Raw genomic sequence first — 21,967 nt, forward strand, 5'->3', positions numbered from 1 at the left:
TATAATAAATATTTTGACATATGTCTGAGAATGATAACCTGCAGAATGCAGATGGAAAAAAAGAAGTAGAATCAACAGATACTACTCCAACGCAACAAGCTGAAATTAAAACGGAAGCAAAATCTGAAACTGAAGGAAATGATGTTGACAACAACAACGTTGAAGCCGAAGTTAAACAAGATTCCGAAACAGAATCAACTGATAATGAACCTAAAAGCAGTACAGAAGCAGAAGAGGTTGCAACTGAGAACACATCTAAAACGGATGCCGCTAAAGACAATCATGTTGATGAAATAGAAGCATCCAATGCTGAAGACGCTGAAGACGAATCTAATGCTGAACGTCATGAAGTAGAAGAGAAAGATTATCATGCTATGTCTATGGATGAGTTAAATGCTGAAATCAGCAGACTCTTAAAAAACCATAAAATTCAGACCATTTCTAAACATGTTAATGAAATAAAAAGTGAGTTTAATGCTAAATTCAGTGAACTTCTAGAAGAAAAAAAGGAAGAATTCATTGACGATGGTGGTAACGAAATAGACTTTTATTACACTAACGACGCCAAGAAACAATTCAATGCTCATTATAAAGAATACAAACAAACAATAAACGCTTACTATAAGGAGCGCGAGCAAAACCTAAAACAAAATCTTGATAATAGATTACAAATTATTGAAGATATTAAAGGTTTACTTAGTGTTGAAGAAAATATGGGTACAACCTATAAAACCTTCAAAGAACTTCAGGAAAAATGGCGTAATGCAGGTCCAATTCCAAGAGACAAATACAATAATGCTTGGAATACTTACCACCATCATGTAGAACGTTTTTACGACTTTTTACATCTCAATAATGATTTGAGAGATATGGACTTTAAGCATAACTATGATCAGAAATTGAAAATCATAGAACGTGCAGAAGAGTTAGCTGAAGATGAAAATACTAACCGTTCGTTTAGAGAACTACAAGTATTACATAAATTGTGGAAAGAAGAACTTGGACCCGTTGGCAAAGAACATAGAGAAGCTATTTGGGAACGCTTTAGTAATGCAACCAAGGCTATACATGATAAGCGTCAGGCTTACTTTGCAGACATGGATAAGGCACATGAAAAAAACCTTGAACGAAAAGAGGAAATCATTGCAAAAATCACTGCAATTGGAGAAGACAAAGCAACGTCACATAGTGCTTGGCAGAAAAAGATTAAAGAAATTGAAGCTTTAAGGGATGCCTTTTTTAAAGCAGGAAAAGTACCTTTAAAGGTCAACGAAAGTACTTGGGCAAAATTTAAAAACGCCGTTAGAACTTTTAATCGTGGTAAAAACAGTTTTTATAAAAATCTAAAGAAAGATCAGTACGACAATCTTAAAAAGAAAAAGGAACTAATTCAAATTGCAGAAGACAATAAAGATAGTGATGATTTTGCGACGGTAACTCCGTTGATGAAAAAAATTCAAAGCGATTGGAAAAAAATTGGTCATGTTCCAAGACGCGATAGCGATAAAATTTGGAAACAATTTAAGTCTGCTTGTAATCATTATTTTGATAAAATGCATGCTGAGCGTAAAGCTAAAGACCAACATTTATATGATGCTTTTGATAAAAAAGTAAAACTTCTAGATGGTTTAAAAGCATTGGAGCTTTCAGAAGATCCAAAAGCCGATATCAAAACATTACAAGATAAAATTGCTGAGTGGAAGGACATCGGGTACGTACCACAAAACAAACGTTATATCGACGGTAAATTCTACAAAGCGATTGACGATAAGTTTGACAAACTAAAAATGGATAAGTCGAAATTAGAAATGATTAAGTTTGAAAGTAAACTTGAAAATTTAGCGGATCCAGAAGACACACGCTTATTGGACAACGAACAAAATTTTATTCGCAAGCGTATTAGTGATATTAAGTCTGAAATTAATCAATTGGAAAATAATTTACAGTTTTTCTCTAATGTAAAATCAGATAACCCATTAGTAAAGGATGTCCATAAAAATATTGATAACCACAAAAAAGAATTAGATACATGGAAGGCCAAGTTAACAAAGGTCAGAGGCATGTATAATTAAAATTTATAGTTTAGTTTTTAAAAGAAAGGGAGAATACGATGATACGAGACCATTGGAACGAAGAATGGAAAGAGATAGTTTTTGATGACAATATTGCTGAAGATGAAAAGTTCAAAATTTCTAATTATGGTAGACTAATTAACTGTAAAACAGAAACTGAATTTCTAGTTAAGAAATATTTTATAAATGGCTATCAAAATCTACCACTTAAGCAAAAGAAAAATGGTAAGCTAACAAGTAGATATGTTCATAAATTGGTAGCCGAACATTTCTTAGAACAAAATGATGGCCTATATGTCATTCACCTCAATTACGACAAAACCGATAATAGAGTTGAAAACTTAAAATGGGCAACGAAAAGAGAAAAGGAAATACATCAGTTTAGCAATCCTGAATTCAAAAATAGAAAGCGTAAAAAACCTTCAAATACCAAGCTTACTGAAACGAAAGTTAAGTTTATTAAACGGAAAATAAATGATCCTAATCGTAGAACGCGTCTAAAAATGATTGCGAAGCAATTTGGAATTTCTGAAATGCAGCTTTACAGAATAAAAACTGGAGAAAACTGGGGAGAGGTAACCGAATAAATTCTTATTTGGATACGTAATCTCATTTAAAAATTTCAATTTAATCTCAGCTAGATTTTTAAAATATCAAAACCCACTTGTGCTTTACAAGTGGGTTTTGCCCTAACTAAACTAAATTAACCTTAATTACAACCGCTTAAAATAATAATTAAGATTTCCTACTAAGATTATAAAAGCGTTTAACTTTTATATACAGTATTTACGCACAAAGTTTAGTTTTGGATGTTTGGATTTTGATTTTTTGAAAACTTTAACAAATTGCACCTAAGCATTCCATTTTAAGATGGAAATTCGAACTTTAGTAAGTCGCTATTCAAATTAAAGGTAAGACTACTTTTAAGGTTTTAATTACAATTTAGAAAACAATTTAGACATCTAGATTTCTATAAATTTACTGTAAACATAAACACCGTAATTAAAGTGGATTCTTGCCTTCGCAGGAATGACAAAAAACATTACAATAATTTAGCCTCTTCCCAAAAGACATCCATTTCAGACAGTGTCATATCCTTTAGGGATTTATCAAGAGTTTTGGCTTTTGCTTCAAGATATTGAAAGCGTTTAATGAATTTTTTATTGGTTCGCTCTAAGGCGTTTTCCGGATTGACTTTAAGAAAGCGTGCGTAGTTAATCATAGAAAACATTACATCACCAAATTCACTTTCTATCGCATCAAGATCACCTTTTGCAATTTCAGCTTTTAATTCGGCAAGCTCCTCTTCTACTTTTTCAAAAACCTGTTCTGGTTCTTCCCAATCAAAACCTACTCCTGCTACCTTATCTTGAATTCGACTGGCTTTTACAACTGCTGGTAAGCTTTTGGGCACTCCTTCGAGCACGCTTTTCTTACCTTCTTTAAGTTTTAGTTGCTCCCAATTACGTTTAACATCGTCTTCGTTTTCAACTTTTACATCACCATAAATATGTGGGTGACGATCTACAAGTTTATCACAAATACTATGGCAAACATCGGCAATATCAAAGTCGTTAGTCTCACTTCCTATTTTAGAATAAAACACAATATGAAGTAACACATCGCCCAATTCCTTTTTAACTTCCTCTAAATCATCATCTAAAATAGCATCTCCAAGTTCGTAAACTTCTTCAATGGTAAGATGACGTAAGGATTCCATCGTCTGTTTTTTATCCCAAGGACATTGCTCACGCAACTCGTCCATAATGGTTAACAAACGTTCAAAAGCTTTTAATTGGGCTGTTTTATCAGACATTACTTTTTATATCATATGTTCTCGCTACAATTTTGAGCTGAAAGCTTTCAGCTCAAAACCACTCGAACTGACGTATTATTTATTCTTCTTCTTCCGAAGTATCTTTCCCTTCTTTAGTCTCTTCAAGAGCCTCTAAAAGATTATTTTTTTGAAGTAAATTGTACCATTGTACCACTTTTTTAATATCTGAAGGATACACGCGATCTTCATCATAATCTGGTAACACTTCAAAGAAAAATTCTTCTAAAACGTCTTTACCATCTTTATGACTGATAGACGTTTGTTGTCCACCTTCTTTTTCCTTTACTTTTTTAAGTACGTCTCTTAAAGGCACTTCTTCGGTTAAGGTATAAATAGCAATTTCACTAAGAATACTTATGTTACTGTGTGCACCAACAGTGATGCGTTTTTTATCAATTAACGATTCTACTACAGCACCTGTTCTCGTTTGTGTTACGATTTGGTATAAACCTGGTTTTCCAGAAATGGATAAAATTGTATCTAAGCTCATCTTGTTTTTTTATCGTCAGGCTGAGCGCAGTCGAAGCCCAATTATTTTGTTATTAAAAAACCCTTCGACTGCGCTCAGGGTGACAATAGTTTATATGTTTTTAACGCTTCTTGCTCATTGCAGGAAAACGCATTCTGTAATCTATTTTAATCTTACCTTTTGAAATATTGGTAAGCTTCCCTTTAATTAAACGCTTTTTAAATGAAGATAATTTATCTGTAAATAAAATGCCTTCAATGTGGTCGTATTCATGCTGAATAACTCTAGCTATTAAACCATCATACTCTTCAACATGAGTATCAAAATTCTCATCCTGATATTGAATCTTAATTTTTGGCTGTCTAAAAACATCTTCTCTAACATCTGGAATACTTAAGCAACCTTCATTAAAAGCCCACTCCTCGCCTTCTTCCTCTAAAATTTCAGCATTTATAAACGTCTTTTTAAAGTTTTTCAATTGCTCTCTTTCTTTTTCAGATAGCTCTTCATCTTCAGCAAAAGGACTTGTATCTACCAAAAACAAACGAATAGCTAAACCAATTTGAGGCGCAGCTAAACCAACGCCATACGCACCATACATGGTTTCGCGCATGTTAGCAATAAGCTCATTTAGCTTCGGGTAATCTTTATCTATTTCCTTTGCTTCTTTTTTTAAAACAGCATCGCCATAGGCTACGATAGGTAAAATCATAATTCATTTATTTTCGCGTGCAAAAGTACCAAAAATCATGGATAATAATTCAATTTTAAAAAACTAAATTCTTAGGTGTTTTTACACATAGTTATTAAGCCAAGTCGTTTTAACACGACTTAAGCTACATTTCTTTTATTCTACGTCTTACTGAATACTTGTAAGGTAACTCTGTAGTATTAGTGTCGCACTAATTTCATCGACTAAAGCTTTATTTTTTCTTTGTTTTTTCTTCAATCCACCATCAATCATAGTTTGAAATGCCATTTTTGACGTAAAGCGTTCATCTACTCTATCTACAGGAATTTCAGGAATTGCTTTTGTTAATTGCACTAAAAACTTCTGAATATAGACTTCACTTTCCGAAGCTGTATTATTCATTTGTTTAGGCAAACCAACTACAATTTTCTCAACGCTTTCTGTTGAAGTATACTTTTTTAAAAACGGAATTAGCTCTTTAGTCTCCACTGTAGTAAGTCCAGAAGCTATTATTTGCATCTCGTCAGTTACTGCTAACCCTGTTCGTTTTGTACCATAATCTATGGCTAAAATTCGTCCCATAATTGCAAAGATAACGCATTAAAAAACGCTTCCTTAAAAAAAGAAGCGTTTTTAAAAATCAATTTAACCAAACTAATCAAATGAGCTATTCCCTCTAAAAAATAAATCAATATGATTGTTTTCTTTAAGACACTACTTTTTTATGTAGGTCACATTTTTTTATTAAAAAAAGAAAACTCCTCAATCAATGGGGAGAGGAGTTTTCAAAACTAGCTATTAGTTAAATTTGCTGATATTTAAAATATCAGAGCATTTAATTACTATTAAGACACTACATTTTTTAAAAGGTCACATTTTATTAAAAAGTATTTTAGCTTCAATTATTATAAAAGTATCTTTGATGTCTAAATTCAATTTGAAAACATGAAACAATTACAATCCGTTATAGAAAATGCATGGGAAGATCGTTCTCTTTTAACTAACCAAATAACTATTGATGCTATTAGAAGCGTCGTAGACCTCGTTGATGCTGGTACCTTACGTGTGGCAGAGCCAACTGATAATGGATGGCAAGTAAACGAATGGGTAAAAAAAGCGGTTGTTTTATATTTCCCTATTCAGAAAATGGAAACTTTTGAAGTTGGAATATTTGAATATCATGACAAAATTCCATTGAAAAAAGGCTATGCAGAAAAGGGAATTAGAGTTGTTCCGCACGCTGTAGCGCGACATGGAGCTTATATTTCAGCTGGGACTATTTTAATGCCAAGTTATGTAAATATTGGTGCTTACGTAGATGAAGGCACTATGGTAGATACTTGGGCAACGGTTGGTAGCTGTGCACAGATTGGTAAAAATGTTCACCTTTCTGGTGGTGTTGGTATTGGTGGAGTTTTAGAACCTTTACAAGCCGCTCCTGTAATTATTGAAGATGGTGCTTTTATAGGATCTCGTTGTATTGTTGTAGAAGGTGTAAAAGTTGAAAAAGAAGCGGTTTTAGGTGCTAATGTGGTGTTAACCATGAGTACAAAAATCATAGATGTTACTGGAGATGAACCTGTGGAAACCAAAGGTGTTGTACCAGCACGTTCTGTCGTGATTCCAGGAAGTTATACTAAAAAGTTTGCCGCTGGAGAATTTCAAGTACCTTGTGCTTTAATTATTGGTAAACGTAAGGAAAGTACTAATAAGAAAACGTCTTTAAATGACGCTTTGCGTGAGTATGATGTAGCGGTGTAAAACCTAAAATTAGATATAACTGAAATTAGATATGGAGCAACTGAAGTATGATATATATTGGTATTTTAAACTTAAAAGATCAAACGGTCGTGCTTTAAAAGCGCTGAATATAATTGAAAGTTATAAGGGTAAGCTTCAACCAAAACTAAAAAAACAATCCAATGAATATGCCTCGGAAGTACTTGGCAATAAAGCCTATGCCCCATGGCTGTATGTGTATTCTGCTTTTCAAAATCGATTTGAAGACGGTTGGATTCCTGATAATTATTATGCAAAAGAAGTAATTCCAAAGTTAAATGGAGATTACGGAAAAGTAGCAGACCGAAACTTCATTATCCCTTTTTTGCTTTCCGATATTGAAACATTAGATGTCGCCTATATTCTTAACGGTAAATTTTGCAGTATAGATAGCAAAATTATAAACCCAAATAAAGTTAAAGACTACCTATTTGAAAAACATGATAAGTTAGTTTTTAAATTAGAAAACTCTAAACGAGGTAAAGGTGTCTTTATACTAGATAAAAATAATTTTGATATTTCAACATTTTTATCAAATGGATATGGCAACGGAGTTTTTCAAAAGTTTATTCAGCAACATCCATTTTTTTCAGAATTTGCTGATAATTCTGTTGCAACAATAAGAGTCACTACAGTATCTGATCCCTTAGGCAATATTTCTGCCCGAGCATCTTATATTAGATTTGGTCGTACAAAAGACACTCATATTAAATCAAATTCTGCGGTCAGTGTTTCTATAGATATTAACTCAGGTGAATTTCATCCTAAAGGCTATATGAATTGGACTGAAATTGATAAACATCCAGATAGTAAGGTCTCATTTCATCAAAAAACAATTCCGTATTTCAATAAATGCCTAGAAAAAGCTATAGAAATGCATAAAACTATCCCGTTTATGGGTTGTTTAGGTTGGGATTTAGCCGTAGACCATTTAGACAAAATTCAACTTATTGAAGTGAACGGCATCAATAATGGCATAAAGTTTAGTGAAGCAACTACAGGACCATGCTTTAAGGATTTAGGTTGGAATAATCTTTGGAAACAAAAACAAGGATTGTAATTTTAATATTTAAACATTATAATAATGCCAAGTATAATACGTCGATTTTTTTTAAGGCACTTACGGAAAATGAGATCCTTACCGCCTAAAATTTATACACCAATTTCTTACGAGTATTACACTGGCAAAAAATTAGATTTAGAAAACCCTATTGAGTTTAATGAAAAACTCCAATGGATGAAGGTGTTTTATCATCCAAAAATCTTAAACCTATTAGTAGACAAATATGCCGTTAGAACTTATGTTGAAGAAAAAATAGGAGCGCAATACCTTAATGATATTTATGGAGTTTATGACAAACCTGAATCAATTCCATTTGAAGAGTTACCTAATAAATTTGTCGTTAAAGCAACCCATACAAGCAGTCACAATTTAATTGTAACAGACAAAACAAATCTCGATAAGAAAAAAGCTATAAAATCGTTTCACAAATGGTTAAGCAAAAATCAATACTACAGAATCGGACAAGAATGGGCTTATAAAGATGTGCCACCACGAATAGTTGTTGAAAAATTTTTAAAAGATGACGAAGAAAACTCACTAATAGATTATAAATTTTATTGTTTTAATGGCACTCCTAAATTTTTAGAAGTACATTTAGATAGAGCAGATAATCATAAACGCGGTTTTTTTGATTTCGATTTTAAACCATTACCTTACAGATATGTTTCTTTAGAAAAAAGTATTTCTTCAGCAATTAAAAAACCAACGAACCTAGAGGAAATGATAAAATTTGCTGAAATTTTGTCTGGAAATTTTCCTTTTGTGCGAGTTGATTTTTACTCTATCCAAGGGAAAACTATCTTTGGTGAAATGACGTTTTACCCATCGGATGGAAGAAAAGATTTTATTCCTGATGAATACAACAAAATTATTGGCGATTACATTATACTGCCTAAATTAGAATCGGGACAACAAGCTATTACTAAATTAGATTAACTTCGATAACATATTTAAAGGTAATTTGTACCATATTTGGAATGTGAATTATGACGAATAACAATGCTGACCAACATACTATTGATGCTGTAATTCTCTGGGTAGATGGCGAAGACGAAAACCACAAAGCCAAAATGCTACCTTATTTAGAGGATAAAACTAAAATTAGTTCTGAGAAATTTAGAACACGTTTCGATCAGGTTAATGAAATAAAGTTTACTATTAATTCTATTCTCAAATACGCTCCGTATATAAGAAACATTTACATTATTACCGACAACCAAACACCTGAATTTTTACAAAACAGTTCTGACGACACGTATAAAAACGTTTCTATAGTAGACCATAAAGTGGTCTTTAAAGGTTATGAAGAGTATTTACCAACTTTTAATTGTAGACCAATTGAAACCTGTTTATTCAGAATTCCAGATTTAGCTGAACACTTTATCTATTTTAATGATGATTTCTTTCTTATAAACGACACAAAACCAAATGATTTCTTTAAAAATGGGTTACCCATTTTAAGAGGTAAATGGCTAAAGTTTGATAAAGATATATTTTATAAAAAATTTAAAAAACCGAGAGTTGGCCATAAATCTATTCAGCAAAATGCCGCTCGATTAGCAGGTTTTGATAAATATTACAATTTTAAGCATACACCTCATCCGTTACGTAAATCGACCTTTGAAAACTATTTTAATGACAACGAAGATGTACTTCTAGAAAATATTAAACATCGTTTTAGAAAAACGAGTCAGTTTACTCCTCAAGGCTTGGCTAATCATTTAGAAATAAAGAATAAAACCTGTTATTTTGATAGTGATTTAAAACTGATGTACTTTAGGTCCTACAAAAAACCTTTGATTTGGTATAAATTCAAATTAAATGTAAAATCGAAAGGAAAGTTGTTTTTAGGACTTCAAAGTTTAGACCGTAGTCCATCACACATTTTAGAATATATTTTAAACTGGTTAGAGAAACGTACCTCATAAATTAATTAAAAGCATGTCTTATAAATTCTTAATATACATTTCTTACAGCTATGCTTTGCCGATAGGAAATCCGTTGGAAAAAGAAATACTAAGCCGAGGTGATACTGCCATGTGGTATAGCGATCTTAATGATGGTAAAGACGCATTAAAAGGAAAGGATAATGTTCTCAACACCATACAAGATGTCGTAAAATTTGAACCACATATTGTATTAACAGCTACAGATACTGTACCCGATTTTATAACAGGACTTAAAGTACAGATTTTCCATGGCTTCAATGCTCAAAAACGACCAAAAGGCAACAATAAATTTGCTCATTTTAGAATTCGTGGTTTTTTTGATTTGTATTGTACACAAGGACCATCTAGTACTGCTGGATTTCAAATGCAACAAGAAAAACATCCTCATTTCGAAGTTAAAGAAACAGGTTGGAGTAAAGTAGATCCTTTGTTTCCAATTGTAAAAAAAGAAAAAGCCGAACTTCCGACCATAATGATTGCGTCTACTTTTAGTAAGCGATTAAGCTTAGCGCTTCACGATGATGTTTTTAACACCATTGAAGAACTAGCAACAACTGGAAAGTACAATTTTATAATGGTTTTACATCCTAAATTGCCTCAAGAAATAAAAAACAAATGGAAAACTTTAAACGGCAATCACTTCACTTATTATAATACAACCGATTTAGTTCCGCTGTTTAAAAAAGCAGATATTATGTTTGCAGATACAACGTCTGCTATACAAGAATTTTTAATTCAGAAGAAACCTGTAGTCACCTATAGACATACGTTTAATCACGATTACTTAATCAATATAGAAAGTGCAAATGCCATAGAAAGCGCGTTTGATGAGGCTCTCAGTTATCCTGAAAAACTACTTGCAAATATTGATACATTTATAAATCAACTACATCCCTATTTTGATGGTAAATCGAGTAAACGCGTTGTTGAAACTTGTATTTCTTTTTTACACGAAGATAAAAGCCATTTAAAAAATAAACCGCTCAATTTAATTCGAAAGTATAAAATAAGAAAGCGTTTGGGTTACTTTACTTTAAAGAGTTTTTCTAAGCCTTACACTATAAAAAAATAGTTCACTCCTTTTCAATACCATAGTTGGTATACGCCGATTTTTCGCGTTTTGTAAGTTGTCTTATTTCCATATTTAAGGTCATTGCATCCTCATTTTTATAAGGCCTATCATGATGTAAATGCACACAAATAGCACTATAGCGTATCTGTAAAAACGTGATACCATTATTCATCATACGTTCTCCTACTTCCCTATCTTCACCTCCATACTTCATGCGTTCATCAAAACCGTTAACGGCTAAAATATCAGCTTTCCAACACGAAACATTCATACCATCAAAGGTTGCTTTTGTCGGTGTTATAAAGTTTAGAAACTTTGCTTTTGTGTCTGATGTTGTGAGCTTGTTCATTTTAAAAGTCTTTGGCTGTCCTTCAAATATAAGCCAATCCTTTTCAAAACATTTTTGAGCTTTTATAACATCTTCATTAATGTTCTTAGACACGTCATCTGTCAGCTTAAAATAACCTCCAGAAAGCGCATGCTTTACACGTCTCAATTCTAAATGTGTTGCCACAAAATCCTGACGCGCAATGCAATCTCCATCTGTAAAAATTAAATAGTCTGAATTGGAAGCCATAATGGCTTTGTTCAAGATTTTTGTTTTCTGAAAACCGTCATCTTCCTGCCAAACATGAATAACGTTTAAATCTGAATGTCTAGCAAAGTAATCTATAATAGCTTTTGTTTTTTCATCAGAGCCATCATCTGCAATTATAACTTCGAAATTCTTGGTGGTTTGAATATCAAAACTAAGTAATACCAGCTTAAGCCATTCTGGTTTATTATAAGTACTAATTATTATTGTTGCCTGTAGATTAGATTGCATTTAGCAAAAATACTATTTTTACAGCATTGAAATCAACAACATGCTAAAACTGTCTGGAGTCATTATTACTTTTAATGAAGAACGTAACATAGAACAATGTTTACAATCTTTAGTTAATGTTGTAGATGAGATTGTAGTTGTAGATTCCTTTTCTAGCGATCAAACTAAATCTATTTGCAAACGGTTTAATGTAAACTTCATAGAACAAGAGTTTTTAGGCTATATTGAACAAAAGAATTTTGCATTAGCACAAGCCAAATATGACCATGTGGTATCTTTAGATGGTGACGAAGCTTTATCGAAAACATTACAGCAATCCATTATAAACCTAAAATCAAACTGGAAATTTGATGGCTATTTCGCCAACCGTTTTAATAATTTTTGTGGCCAATGGATTAAACATTCTGATTGGTATCCGAATAAAAAACTACGCATTTTCGATAGACGAAAAGCTGAGTGGAAAGGTATTAATCCACATGATAATGTACAATTACACAATACTGAAGCAAAATCAGGACATTTAAAAGGAGATATTTTGCATAAAACGTATCAAACCTATTCAGAGTTTAATCAAAAGACAGAATATTTTTCAACGATTGCTGCTAAAGCCTATTTCAACTCTGGAAAAAAAAGCTCAGTACTGAAAGTTATTTGGAACCCAACTTGGGCATTTTTTAAATCTTATTTCTTAAGACTTGGATTTTTAGATGGCTTTAATGGTTTTGTAATCTGTGTACAAACAGCAAACATTACATTTTTAAAATATTCTAAGCTACGCGAATTAGAAAAACAAAAGGACGTGTAATTATCGTCTCCAAAAACGTAATCGCTTTTTTATACGTTGTTTCCTATGATGCTTCGCCTGAAAAGCCTCAGTCGCGTCCCACATTAACGTTACAATCTTATTATAATCTTCGCCTGAAACTTTCGCGTACTCGTCACTCATCACTTCTACCATAGATTTATGAATCGTTAATCTGTCGAAGTTCTTTATACGATCTTCAAAATTCATGTGTTTAAACTCCATACGATTCAAATCCACTAAAAAGAATTGGTAATCGTCACCTACCTTTTTAATTAAGGTATTTCCTGGTGAATGATCCAAAAACTTAATTCCCTTTTCGTGCAGTTGATACGTGAATCTGGTAAATGCCCTTAAAATGGTATCGTAATCCGGATAATTAAAATCGTGCGTAAGTTCTCTATAGGTTAAATCGCAATCGACTTGTTCAGACAAATAATAACTTTTTTTAAATAGTAACAAGGTTTTAAATTCATAAAAAGCAATTGGTTCTGGTGTACCAATTCCTCGTTTTTTAAGTTCTAAGCCATATTCATATGAACGTTGCGCCTTACTTTTTCTAAAAAAATTATAAGCTATTTGATTAACAAGGTTAGGGATTTTAAAAGATTTTATATTCACCTCAAAATCATTCAACTTAAAGAGTCTAAGAGCGTTTCGTTTTTGATTACCAAAAGGAGTGCCTTCAGTTTCAAAATTTTGAATAAAATAATCAAGTTTTTCTTGAAAAGCCTTGTATTCAGCTCTAACTCTAATCGTTTTCATTTGGCAATATTACAATTTTTAATAATCAATGCTATGACTATTTTAAGGATAATAAAAGTAAAGAAATAAATGTAACCATTTTTAAACATAATTGGTAAACCTTATATTTACAAAGCTAAGAATCCCGTTTTTTAATTTAACCAAAAGAACCCTCGTTTCGCTAATTACTTTATGAACCACAAAAAAATGTCCAAACAAAATATTTTAGACCTTATTGGCAGAGAAAATGCGTTGTTTGAACACGATATAAAAGCACATCATAGCGAACTCACTACTATTGTTGCATCTTCAAAATTCTTGGTTCTCGGAGGTGCTGGTACTATTGGGCAAGCGGTTACCAAAGAAATATTTAAACGTCACCCTAAAAAGCTTCATATTGTAGATATTAGCGAAAATAATTTGGTAGAATTGGTAAGAGATATCCGAAGTTCTTTCGGTTATATTAATGGTGATTTTAAAACCTTTGCATTAGATATTGGCTCAGTAGCATACGATGCTTTTATCGCTTCAGATGGTAGTTATGATTATGTACTAAATCTTTCAGCATTAAAACACGTACGAAGTGAAGAAGACGCGTTCACGATAATGCGAATGATTGATGTCAATATTTTTAATACCGAAAAAACCATTCAACAATCCATTACAAATGGTGTAAAAAAATACTTTTGCGTTTCTACAGATAAAGCCACCAATCCCATTAATATGATGGGAGCTTCAAAACGCATAATGGAATTATTTTTAATGCAAAACAGCAAAAACATCGCAATTTCTACAGCACGTTTTGCTAATGTGGCATTTTCGGATGGCTCTTTATTACATAGTTTTGAGCAACGTATAAAAAAGCAACAACCTATCGTTGCACCAAACGATATCAAACGCTATTTTATTACTCCTAAAGAATCGGGAGAGCTTTGTTTACTATCGTGTATTTTTGGTAAGAATAACGATATTTTTTTTCCTAAACTGACTAAAAACTTAAACCTCATTAGCTTCGCAGATATCGCTATAAACTATATAACTGCCCTTGGATACATACCATTTTTATGTGACAATGAAAATGAAGCAAGACAATTGGCTAAGACTTTACCGCAATCGGGAAAATGGCCATATTTATTGTCAACAACAGATACAACTGGAGAAAAAGAAACAGAAGCGTTTTTTACAAAACAAAACGTATTAGACCTCAATCGATTTAATAGCCTTGGTGTGATTAAAAATGGTGTAGAAATTGATAACGCAGATAAACTCAACAAATTTTCAGAAACTATAAAAGAGTTTAAAGCAAAAAAATCTTGGACAAAGGACAATATAACGCAAGTATTTCAAAATACATTACCGAACTTTAACCACAGTGAAACAGGTCACTATTTAGATAATAAAATGTAACTGATGCATAACAAAATAGATGTTGTCATTATGGCTGGTGGTAAAGGTGAGCGTTTAATGCCATTAACCCAAAACACTCCAAAACCGCTTTTAAAAATAGGAAACAAACCTGTAATTGAACACATTACAGATCACTTGGCATCATATGGCATATCAAAAATACACATTACTGTCAATTATCTAAGTGATCAAATTGTGGCATACTTTAAAAACCATAACAAGCATCAAATAGAGATTAATTATATAAAAGAATCAAAATCATTAGGCACTATTGGTGCTTTAAAACTTAATCATTTTAATAAAGATTATATCTTAGTGATGAATGCAGATTTACTCACAAATATAAATTTCGAATGTGTTTTTAATAGGTTCAAAACTCAAGACAGTGACGCACTAATTGCAACGGTTCCTTATGATGTTGATATGCCTCATGATGTTGTAGAAATAGAAAATGGATTGGTTACTGAATTAAAATTAAATCACGCGTCTTGCTATAACTTGAATGCAGGCATCTATATGTTTAAAAAAGCATGTTTAGAATATATTCCTAAAAACAGCTTTTTTGATGCTACAGATTTTATTAATATTCTGTTAGAAAAGAATAAAAAAATTACGAATTATTCCATTTCTGAATATTGGTTAGACATCGGAAAGCCTGAAGATTTTAACAAAGCTCAAAACGATATAAAACACATTAAATTTTAGTTTAATATGTTTTTAACGCAAACAAGTCTACTAGAAACATTGTAGCCATTTTAATCTTAGTTAAAATTTGTGCCATTAGGCACATTATATTGGTAAAATCAACACTGAACTTTGACTTGCGTGCCTTTAGGTACGCCATATGTTGTACCTAAGGGCACAAATTGCAATTACCGTTCTCTTTATTACCCATATTACGGCCTTAGCAGGACGACAAATCAGCTCAGATAAAGAGATTAAAAACTTAATATTTATATACGTTTCATCTTCAAAATGTAATTCATAAATTAAATAGTCTTACTCTAGAATTCGATTTTATAATATCTTTATAAAATATCCAACATAAAAAGCTTCATATTCCTTTTAAAACATTAGCCATCTATCGTATCTTTGCCCAGCAAAAAATACAGTTACATTTTCTATTTATTTATAGAGCAACTGTAGTTTCAATTATCCTATGAACCACAAACGAGCATTAAAACACAATATTTTTAAATACATCACGCAATCTGCTGAAGAATTACAAGTAGAAAGTTATGTTATTGGAGGTTTTGTACGCGACTATCTTTTAGATCGTGGCGATGCAAAAGATATTGATGTGGTTGCTGTTGGAAGTGGCATAGAACTCGCCAAACAAGTTGCTAAAAATTTACCAAATCAACCTAAAGTTCAAGTTTTTAAGACTTACGGAACAGCCATGTTGCGTTATGAAGAGATTGAAGTTGAATTTGTTGGGGCACGTAAAGAAAGTTACAACGAAAACAGTAGAAATCCTATTGTAGAAAATGGCACGTTACAAGACGATCAAAACCGTCGGGATTTTACCATTAATGCTTTAGCTCTAAGTTTAAATGAAAAGAACTTTGGTGAGCTTTTAGATCCCTTCAATGGACTGAATGATTTAGACAAAGGCATAATTCGCACACCTTTAGATCCAAATATCACCTATAGTGACGATCCGTTGCGTATGATGCGTGCGATAAGATTTGCAACTCAACTAAATTTTGAAATTGAAGCGACGTCGTTAAAAGCTATTGCTGATAATAAAGAGCGCATTAAGATTATTACCAAAGAACGCATTGTTGTAGAACTTCATAAAATTCTCGAAAGCAAAACACCATCCATTGGTTTTATGCATTTAGAACAAACAGGATTGTTACAATTTATCCTTCCAGAATTAACAGCTTTAAAAGGAATTGATGAGATTGAGGGGCAACGCCATAAAGATAATTTTTACCACACACTAGAAGTCGTAGATAACATAGCAAAAACCACAGACAATCTATGGTTGCGTTGGGCTGCGCTCTTGCACGATATTGGAAAAGCACCAACCAAAAAATTTCAGAAAAAAGTAGGTTGGACCTTCCATGCACACGAATTTGTAGGGTCTAAAATGGTTTATAAACTTTTTAAACGTTTAAAAATGCCATTGAATGACAAAATGAAATTTGTTCAGAAAATGGTATTTATGAGCTCTCGACCTATCGTTTTAGCGACCGATGTGACGGATGCCGCAGTAAGACGATTAGTGTTTGATGCTGGTGACTATGTAGAAGATTTAATGACGCTTTGCGAAGCAGATATCACTACAAAAAACCCTAAGAAATTCAAAAAATACCATAACAATTTCAAAAAAGTAAGAGCTAAAATTATTGAAGTTGAAGAACGTGATCAGGTTCGTAATTTCCAACCTCCAGTTTCAGGTGAAGAAATTATGGAAACCTTCAATTTAAAACCCTCAAGAGAAATCGGGTTGATAAAAGAAGCTATAAAAGAAGCCATTTTAGAAGGTGAAATCCCTAATGAATATGAAGCAGCTTTTGAGTTAATGTTAGAAAAAGGAAAAAACCTTGGACTTGAGGTGGTGAAAAGTTAGAAGTTGGAAGTTGGAAGTTGGAAGTTAAATAAATTAGTGTCTGTATGGCTAGTCAAAAAAAAGAAAACAAAGCAGTTATTTACTGGTTACTAACCGGTTGTATATTAATCTTTATAATGGTCATTGTAGGTGGCATCACTAGATTAACGCATTCAGGCTTATCGATTTCAAACTACAAATTGATTTCTGGCACTATTCCACCTATGAATGAGGTAGAATGGAACGAAGCTTTTGAACTGTATAAACAATACCCAGAATATCAAAAACTACATAATCACTTTGGACTAGAAGAGTTTAAAGACATCTATTTCTGGGAATGGATTCATCGCGTTATTGGGCGTTTTATTGGTTTGGTCTTTATCATTCCTTTTATTTATTTTCTAATTAAAAAACGACTTTCAAAATCGACATTTAAAAAATCGCTTGTTCTATTGTTTTTAGGTGGTTTTCAAGGGTTTTTGGGTTGGTATATGGTGAAATCTGGTTTAGTAGATAAGCCAAACGTAAGCCATTTTAGATTAGCAGCACACTTAACTACGGCATTTTTAACCTTTGCATATACGTTTTGGGTGGCTTTAGATTTAATGTTTCCTGATAAAAAAGTGATAGACAAAAAATTTAGAAATTTTATTAGAATTGGTTTAGCTGTTCTCATCCTTCAAATTATTTATGGTGCGTTTGTAGCTGGTTTAGATGCAGGTTGGATTCATAACCATTGGCCATTAATGAATGAAGGCAAATTAATGCACGAAACCGTTCTTATAGAGCACAGTCCTACATACCTCAACTTTATTGAAGGTAAAAGTGGTGTGCAGTTTGTGCATAGAACTTTAGCTTATGTGGTGGTTATTTTTATTCTCGCTATCTGGTATAAAGCAAAACGAATGACATTAACAACACTACAAACCAAAGGCATTAACCTACTTTTAATTATGGTTGGTGTACAATTTTTATTAGGTGTTTTCACATTACTGTTAGCCGTTCCGGTTTGGTTAGGTGTTTTACACCAAGTAGGAGCTTTTATTCTTTTAAGCGCCATGACATTTACCTTACATCGCTTTACTAAATAATTAAAAAATCCCTTAACTTTGCAGCATGATTTATAGATTTAGAATTATCCTAGACAACGATACTGAAGATGATGTGTTCCGTGATATAGAAATCCGAGAAAATGACACTATGGAAGATTTACATAATGTTATTACACAATCTTTTGGGTTTGATGGTATGGAAATGGCTTCGTTTTACTTGAGCGATGAGCAATGGAATCAAGGTGAAGAAATTGCCATGTTGGATATGAGTGAAGCCGGTAATGAAGTAAAAATGATGAGCACTACCATCATTAAAGACTTAATTCATGAAGCATCTACACGCTTAATCTATCTCTATGATTTCTTGAACATGTGGACATTTTATGTTGAGTTAGGTGAAATTGTTGAAGAAGCCGAAGGTACTGATTATCCAAATCTAATGTTTGTACATGGTCAAATACCTGATGAAGCTCCAGAAAAAACATTTGAAGCTGAAGAAGACGATGACGACTACAACGAGTTTGAAGATGATTTAGATATCGATGATTATAGTGATTTAGATTTTGATGAAAACTGGAACTAACTATAACCTCCTCAAATTAACATCTTCGTAGTTTCGCTTTACAAAATCGAGTGCATTTCTAAGGATTTCTCCCATGTTTTTACTTTTTCTAAAATTTAAATCCATGGTATAGCCATAGATATCTTCTTTTAGCATTTCTATATGTTTTGGTATAGAAATCTCATCTTCTACCATACAGTCTAATAATGCATTTAGACGTGTGTGGTAACTAATCATTCGTTTAGCGACAATAGAACGTTCTTCAATTTTATACTGATCGACGGATTCATTTTGAATTTTTTTACGTACCAACTCAACCATCTTATAGTTCTCTTTAAAAAATTGTGGCCTATAAATCTTTAGGTTGCCTTCATACGATTGCTGATCGAAATCAATAGCTCTAATTTTAAAAACAACATGGTCAAAATCGTGTGTTGGTACAATCACATAATTATAAGAACGCATATCTCCCAAAAGCCGAATTAAACAACGTTCATTAAACTTTACAAACTCTTTGGCTATCTGCGCTTTTTCTTTCGGACTACAGTCTGGCAACATGTTTTTAATAAACTCATCGCCAGGAATACCGGCAATATGCTCCTCAATCAATGTGTCCTTACAAACCAAAAAATTAATTTGATATGGAGATAACATTTGCTCTAATTCCAATCCATAAACTCTCGACGCATCTGCTGTTTTAACATAAAAATGCGTGAAGTTATCATTAAGAATGTTTCTCACCTTAATTCTAAATGGTTTGGAGTTTCCAAACGTACAAAAATCAATAGCATCTACACTGAGGAACTTTAATATCCCTTTTCCTCCATCGGATAGTAAGTGAGAATACACTTGTTTTAAACTCCGATCTATTTCTTCACGTTCATAATCATTATAATACACACGTACCCAAAGCGTATCTTCATCATTTTTATCATAAACAACAATAGAACCTTGAAAACGTAGTAAATCTGAATAAAAAATTGGTAAATCAATATTTCGTCTATATTCAGATAAATACGTATCCAATTTTTCCGATATAGGATAAGTAGGTTTTCGTTTTGATATTTTTAAATCGTCACTCATGTGCTAAATTTAAGGGTTTTAAAATGAATAATAAAAAGTTACTTCTAAATTTGATTAAAATATTTTTTCCAGGCAATAGTGATTAATTCAGGCCATCATTTTAATACTTAATTTGTCAGAAAAGAAAAAATACTGTAACAAACAAAGGCATCAATCGTCTTATCTGTATAACCAACTTTTGCTGACTTTAATTCAGCATTTCAAAAACCAATTATTTTGGAGCCAATCCTTACCATTAATAATCTTACAAAAAAATTCGGCTATTTAACAGCAGTCAAAAACTTAAGTTTCACCATACACAAAGGCAATGTTTACGGTATTCTTGGACCCAACGGAAGTGGAAAATCAACCACATTAGGTATTGTTTTAAACGTCGTTAATAAAACACAAGGTGACTTTCATTGGTTTGATGGAAACACCTCAACACACGATGCCTTAAAACACGTTGGTGCTATTATAGAACGACCAAATTTTTATTCGTACATGACAGCCGAACAAAACTTAAAACTGGTTTGTAAAATAAAAGGCGTTGATCATAGTAAAATAAACGAAAAACTCGATGTTGTTGGCTTGTTAGACCGAAAAGACCACAAGTTTAGAACCTATTCCTTAGGTATGAAACAGCGATTAGCTATCGCCTCTGCTCTACTTAATGATCCTGAAATTTTAATTTTAGACGAGCCAACCAACGGTTTAGACCCTCAAGGAATTCATCAAATACGTGAAATCATAAAAGGGATTGCAGCTAATGGCACAACAATTCTTTTAGCATCGCACTTATTAGATGAAGTAGAAAAAGTATGCACTCATGTTGTGGTATTACGAAAAGGAGAAAAACTCTATTCAGGTCGTGTAGATGAAATGATTAATAGCCATGGTTTCTTTGAACTTAAAGCAGAAAAGCACAAAGAATTATTAACGGTTTTAAAAGCCCATTCTAATATTGAAAAAGTCAAAGAGGAAGGTGAATTAATTACTGCATTTCTAAACGAGCCTATGTCAGCCGCTGATTTTAATAAAGTTATGTTTGAAAAAGGCATTCTACTTTCACATCTTGTAAAACGAAAAGAAAGTTTAGAAGAGCAATTTTTACAACTAACAGATCACCAATAAATCAATCAAAAAAAACCAGTTGTACTCTTAAATCATTAGAGTACGAAAAACCAATCTTATATGTTACGTCTTATACAATTAGAATTACAAAAACTTTGGCTAAATAGAGCAAGTAGAGTATTAATAATTATCTCTTTTATTTTACCATTTACAGTGTTAATTCTTTCGTCTATTAAAATTAATTTCTTTGGTTTTTTTACGTTGGAACTTGGTGAATTGGGCATTTTTAATTTTCCTATTATTTGGCATATTACGACCTTTTTTGCAGCGCAATTCAAATTCTTTTTTGCGATTGTTGTAGTGAGCATGATTGGTAATGAATACAGCAACAAAACCCTAAAACAAAACCTTATTGATGGCCTAAGTAAAAAGGAATTTATCCTTTCTAAATTCTACACGATAGTATTTTTTTCATTGTGTGCTACTATTTTAATTGGTTTGGCAACATTTACAATTGGCATGTATTATTCCAGTTATACTGAAGCTAACATCATCTTTAGGGAATCTGAGTTTTTACTTGCTTATTTTGTAAAATTGGTTGGTTTTTTCAGCTTGTGTCTATTTCTTGGGATGTTGGTAAAACGTTCGGCTTTTGCATTGGGCTTCTTGTTCATTCTTTATATTTTAGAATGGATTATTTTCGGCCTAGTATCTTGGCAAGCTGATTCGTTAGATATCGCATTTAACGTTAAACAATTTTTCCCGTTAGAATCCATGTGGAATTTAATTAACCAACCGATGCAAAGGGTTGTAATGACAAAATTCCCTGACAAAACAGATATTATGTACGATTACGCAGTACATTGGTATGAAGTTGCCATAGTACTTGGTTGGACTGCAATTTTTATCTTTTCATCCTATAGAATTCTTAAAAAGAGAGATTTGTAAT

The 21,967-nt window shown here is 32.4% G+C and carries 22 protein-coding genes; 15 read left to right on the forward strand and 7 right to left on the reverse strand.

Translation table 11 applies throughout. The annotated features are described in order from the left end of the window. The first annotated feature begins 20 nt into the window (after positions 1–20). Both K1X16_RS01975 and K1X16_RS01980 read left to right on the forward strand, forming a co-directional pair. Complete coding sequence (locus K1X16_RS01975) at positions 21–2,072, forward strand: DUF349 domain-containing protein (RefSeq protein WP_225034848.1); 2,052 nt, start codon at positions 21–23, stop codon at positions 2,070–2,072. A 38-nt stretch (positions 2,073–2,110) separates the two neighbouring features. Next, positions 2,111–2,659 (forward strand): HNH endonuclease, encoded by a 549-nt coding sequence (locus K1X16_RS01980; protein WP_195870731.1) that lies wholly within the window; start codon positions 2,111–2,113, stop codon positions 2,657–2,659. Positions 2,660–3,114: 455 nt separating this feature from the next. Here the strand turns inward: K1X16_RS01980 and mazG are convergent, their stop codons facing one another. The 4 genes from mazG to ruvX all read right to left on the reverse strand — a co-directional run bounded on the left by mazG (position 3,115) and on the right by ruvX (position 5,651). Continuing rightward, on the reverse strand, positions 3,115–3,888 hold the full coding sequence (mazG, locus tag K1X16_RS01985) for a nucleoside triphosphate pyrophosphohydrolase (RefSeq protein ID WP_225034849.1): 774 nt from the start codon (positions 3,886–3,888) through the stop codon (positions 3,115–3,117). A gap of 79 nt (positions 3,889–3,967) precedes the next feature. Further along, positions 3,968–4,399: a DUF5606 domain-containing protein gene (locus K1X16_RS01990; RefSeq protein ID WP_225034850.1), complete on the reverse strand. Its 432-nt coding sequence runs from the start codon at positions 4,397–4,399 to the stop codon at positions 3,968–3,970. Positions 4,400–4,499: 100 nt separating this feature from the next. Continuing rightward, on the reverse strand, positions 4,500–5,090 hold the full coding sequence (gene def / locus K1X16_RS01995; protein WP_225034851.1) for a peptide deformylase: 591 nt from the start codon (positions 5,088–5,090) through the stop codon (positions 4,500–4,502). A 147-nt stretch (positions 5,091–5,237) separates the two neighbouring features. Continuing rightward, entirely contained in the window at positions 5,238–5,651 is a 414-nt protein-coding gene (gene ruvX, locus K1X16_RS02000) for a Holliday junction resolvase RuvX (RefSeq protein WP_225034852.1), read from the reverse strand. A 363-nt stretch (positions 5,652–6,014) separates the two neighbouring features. On the opposite strand from ruvX, the gene K1X16_RS02005 reads away from it, so the two are divergent. The 5 genes from K1X16_RS02005 to K1X16_RS02025 all read left to right on the forward strand — a co-directional run bounded on the left by K1X16_RS02005 (position 6,015) and on the right by K1X16_RS02025 (position 10,932). Then, complete coding sequence (locus K1X16_RS02005) at positions 6,015–6,830, forward strand: 2,3,4,5-tetrahydropyridine-2,6-dicarboxylate N-succinyltransferase (protein ID WP_225034853.1); 816 nt, start codon at positions 6,015–6,017, stop codon at positions 6,828–6,830. 31 nt (positions 6,831–6,861) lie between these two features. Continuing rightward, positions 6,862–7,908, forward strand: coding sequence for a sugar-transfer associated ATP-grasp domain-containing protein (locus tag K1X16_RS02010; protein ID WP_225034854.1), 1,047 nt, complete (start codon positions 6,862–6,864; stop codon positions 7,906–7,908). Positions 7,909–7,977: 69 nt separating this feature from the next. After that, positions 7,978–8,847, forward strand: coding sequence for an ATP-grasp fold amidoligase family protein (locus K1X16_RS02015; RefSeq protein ID WP_225034855.1), 870 nt, complete (start codon positions 7,978–7,980; stop codon positions 8,845–8,847). Positions 8,848–8,897: 50 nt separating this feature from the next. Next, positions 8,898–9,839, forward strand: coding sequence for a hypothetical protein (locus K1X16_RS02020; RefSeq protein ID WP_195870739.1), 942 nt, complete (start codon positions 8,898–8,900; stop codon positions 9,837–9,839). A gap of 13 nt (positions 9,840–9,852) precedes the next feature. Then, a complete protein-coding gene (locus K1X16_RS02025; protein WP_225034856.1) occupies positions 9,853–10,932 on the forward strand; it encodes a UDP-N-acetylglucosamine 2-epimerase in 1,080 nt (359 codons plus the stop codon). Between the two features lies 1 nt (position 10,933). Here K1X16_RS02025 and K1X16_RS02030 read toward each other — a convergent pair whose 3' ends face one another. Continuing rightward, positions 10,934–11,758 (reverse strand): glycosyltransferase family 2 protein, encoded by an 825-nt coding sequence (locus K1X16_RS02030; protein ID WP_225034857.1) that lies wholly within the window; start codon positions 11,756–11,758, stop codon positions 10,934–10,936. A gap of 40 nt (positions 11,759–11,798) precedes the next feature. Between K1X16_RS02030 and K1X16_RS02035 the strand changes: the two genes are divergently transcribed. Next, entirely contained in the window at positions 11,799–12,563 is a 765-nt protein-coding gene (locus K1X16_RS02035; RefSeq protein ID WP_225034858.1) for a glycosyltransferase family 2 protein, read from the forward strand. On the opposite strand, the gene K1X16_RS02040 is transcribed toward K1X16_RS02035, so the two are convergent. Next, entirely contained in the window at positions 12,564–13,325 is a 762-nt protein-coding gene (locus tag K1X16_RS02040; RefSeq protein ID WP_225034859.1) for a lipopolysaccharide kinase InaA family protein, read from the reverse strand. A gap of 186 nt (positions 13,326–13,511) precedes the next feature. On the opposite strand from K1X16_RS02040, the gene K1X16_RS02045 reads away from it, so the two are divergent. From K1X16_RS02045 to K1X16_RS02065, 5 genes are all read left to right on the forward strand, one after another. Continuing rightward, complete coding sequence (locus tag K1X16_RS02045) at positions 13,512–14,711, forward strand: UDP-N-acetylglucosamine 4,6-dehydratase (RefSeq protein ID WP_225034860.1); 1,200 nt, start codon at positions 13,512–13,514, stop codon at positions 14,709–14,711. 3 nt (positions 14,712–14,714) lie between these two features. Next, complete coding sequence (locus K1X16_RS02050; RefSeq protein ID WP_225034861.1) at positions 14,715–15,416, forward strand: sugar phosphate nucleotidyltransferase; 702 nt, start codon at positions 14,715–14,717, stop codon at positions 15,414–15,416. Between the two features lie 454 nt (positions 15,417–15,870). Further along, on the forward strand, positions 15,871–17,289 hold the full coding sequence (locus K1X16_RS02055; RefSeq protein WP_225034862.1) for a CCA tRNA nucleotidyltransferase: 1,419 nt from the start codon (positions 15,871–15,873) through the stop codon (positions 17,287–17,289). Between the two features lie 44 nt (positions 17,290–17,333). Continuing rightward, positions 17,334–18,359, forward strand: coding sequence for a COX15/CtaA family protein (locus K1X16_RS02060; protein ID WP_195870747.1), 1,026 nt, complete (start codon positions 17,334–17,336; stop codon positions 18,357–18,359). Between the two features lie 25 nt (positions 18,360–18,384). Next, on the forward strand, positions 18,385–18,903 hold the full coding sequence (locus tag K1X16_RS02065; protein WP_225034863.1) for a plasmid pRiA4b ORF-3 family protein: 519 nt from the start codon (positions 18,385–18,387) through the stop codon (positions 18,901–18,903). Here the strand turns inward: K1X16_RS02065 and K1X16_RS02070 are convergent, their stop codons facing one another. Next, positions 18,904–19,965, reverse strand: a complete 1,062-nt coding sequence (locus K1X16_RS02070) for a hypothetical protein (protein ID WP_195870749.1) — start codon at positions 19,963–19,965, stop codon at positions 18,904–18,906. A 216-nt stretch (positions 19,966–20,181) separates the two neighbouring features. Here K1X16_RS02070 and K1X16_RS02075 point away from each other — a divergent pair, with 216 nt between their 5' ends. Together K1X16_RS02075 and K1X16_RS02080 are read left to right on the forward strand one after the other, a co-directional pair. Further along, entirely contained in the window at positions 20,182–21,078 is an 897-nt protein-coding gene (locus K1X16_RS02075) for an ABC transporter ATP-binding protein (protein WP_225034864.1), read from the forward strand. Between the two features lie 60 nt (positions 21,079–21,138). Beyond that, the gene (locus tag K1X16_RS02080) at positions 21,139–21,966 is read left to right on the forward strand and encodes an ABC transporter permease (protein WP_195870751.1); all 828 of its coding nucleotides are present in this window, start codon (positions 21,139–21,141) and stop codon (positions 21,964–21,966) included. Position 21,967 lies beyond the last annotated feature (1 nt).

Source organism: Winogradskyella sp. SM1960 (assembly GCF_020179375.1).
Classification (GTDB): Bacteria; Bacteroidota; Bacteroidia; order Flavobacteriales; family Flavobacteriaceae; genus Winogradskyella; species Winogradskyella marina.